The organism is Ruegeria sp. SAZD011 (assembly GCF_059612545.1).
Map to the genome: position 1 here is coordinate 1 of NZ_JBXWQU010000030.1, position 1,284 is coordinate 1,284.

General features: G+C 60.0%; 1 protein-coding gene and 1 pseudogene. Both read left to right on the top strand.

The window, feature by feature from the left end; all coding sequences use genetic code 11:
- Window positions 1-89: 89 nt before the first annotated feature.
- Window positions 90-686, top strand: a pseudogene (locus tag AC2FLM_RS15985) (TniB family NTP-binding protein); the annotation flags it as partial.
- On the top strand, window positions 683-1,284 hold a 602-nt coding region (locus tag AC2FLM_RS15990), incomplete at its 3' end, for a TniQ family protein (protein ID WP_496859115.1). The pseudogene AC2FLM_RS15985 and the gene AC2FLM_RS15990, both read left to right, overlap by 4 nt.

Genomic DNA, 1,284 nt, shown 5'->3' on the forward strand with positions numbered 1-1,284 from the left:
CCTGTTCACCGATGAGGAATGCTACAACTTCTTCCAGGCCACAGGGTACAGAACCGATTAAACGCGACACGCTCTAGGCTCCGCCCGCGCCGGATGAAAGACGGTTCTATCAGCACATCCTGGCAACGATCGGGGCGCCGATGTGGGGCCGGCATACCGTATCCGAGCTCGAGGTGCGCGCGCTCAGTCATCTTCGGGACATGGACCTTAGGATGTTGATGATCGACGAGGTGCACAATCTGCTTGCTGGCAGCTATCGGGAGCAACGCCGCTTCCTGAACATGCTCCGGTTCCTCGCCAACGATCTCTGTGCCTCGCTCGTCGTCTTCGGTGTGAACGAAGCCCTGGAAGCGGTTCGAGGAGACGACCAGCTGGCCCGACGTCTGGACGAACACTATCTGCCGCTTTGGGAAGATGATGTGGAGTTCTCCCGGCTAATCCAGACACTGATTGCCGCGATGGCGCTCGAACAGCGGTCAGGCCTGACAGTGGCGTCGCTACGGACGATCCTGAAAGTGACCGGCGGTGTCACCTCGCGCGTGTTCATCATGATCAAGTCCCTGGCTATCGATGCGATCGAGACTGGAGAAGAGCGGATCACGGACGAAGCGGTTCAGGCCTGGCAACCGGTTTGGACGAAGCACGCCTGGAGCATTCCTCGCCAACCCGCCGCTGCATTCGGGTGAGCGTCAGACCGCTACCGTTTCGGCCACCGCCGGCGCGCGATGAGCTTCTGTCCAGCTGGATCGGGCGACTGGCCAAGGCCAATCATTGTTCGGTTGAAGAGCTTTGCGGCTATCTGGGGTTGGAGCGGGGCAGGGTGCCGGAAGGTATCAACGATCTCGGACAGATAGACTGGCTTCGCCTCTGCTCGGCAGTTCAACTGACCCGGCATGAGATTGCGGCCATGACCCTTCCAGATGCGACGCATCACGGTGTGCAAAATGTGTCGCGGCATGACTTCCAATTCTGCCCGGGCTGTGTCGCGAAATCACCCGATCAGGTCCTCCGCCATTGGCGCTTGGCGTGGTCGATGACATGCGAAACCTGCGGTCAAACACTCGCGGCAAAGTATTCGGCCAACGATGTATCAGGCAGAATTCGTGCTCGAGCTGCACGCGGCGCGGAAGCTCTGAAGACGGCTGCCGCCACGAAGGATCCCAGACGGTTGCGCCGGATTAGTCTGACCCTGCATGTCATGTCGGTGCTAAAGATCGGGCATCCTTGGTCGCTCACCTCAGGGAGCGAGCGCGAGAGGCTACTGGCACTTGCTGCGGTTGGTAT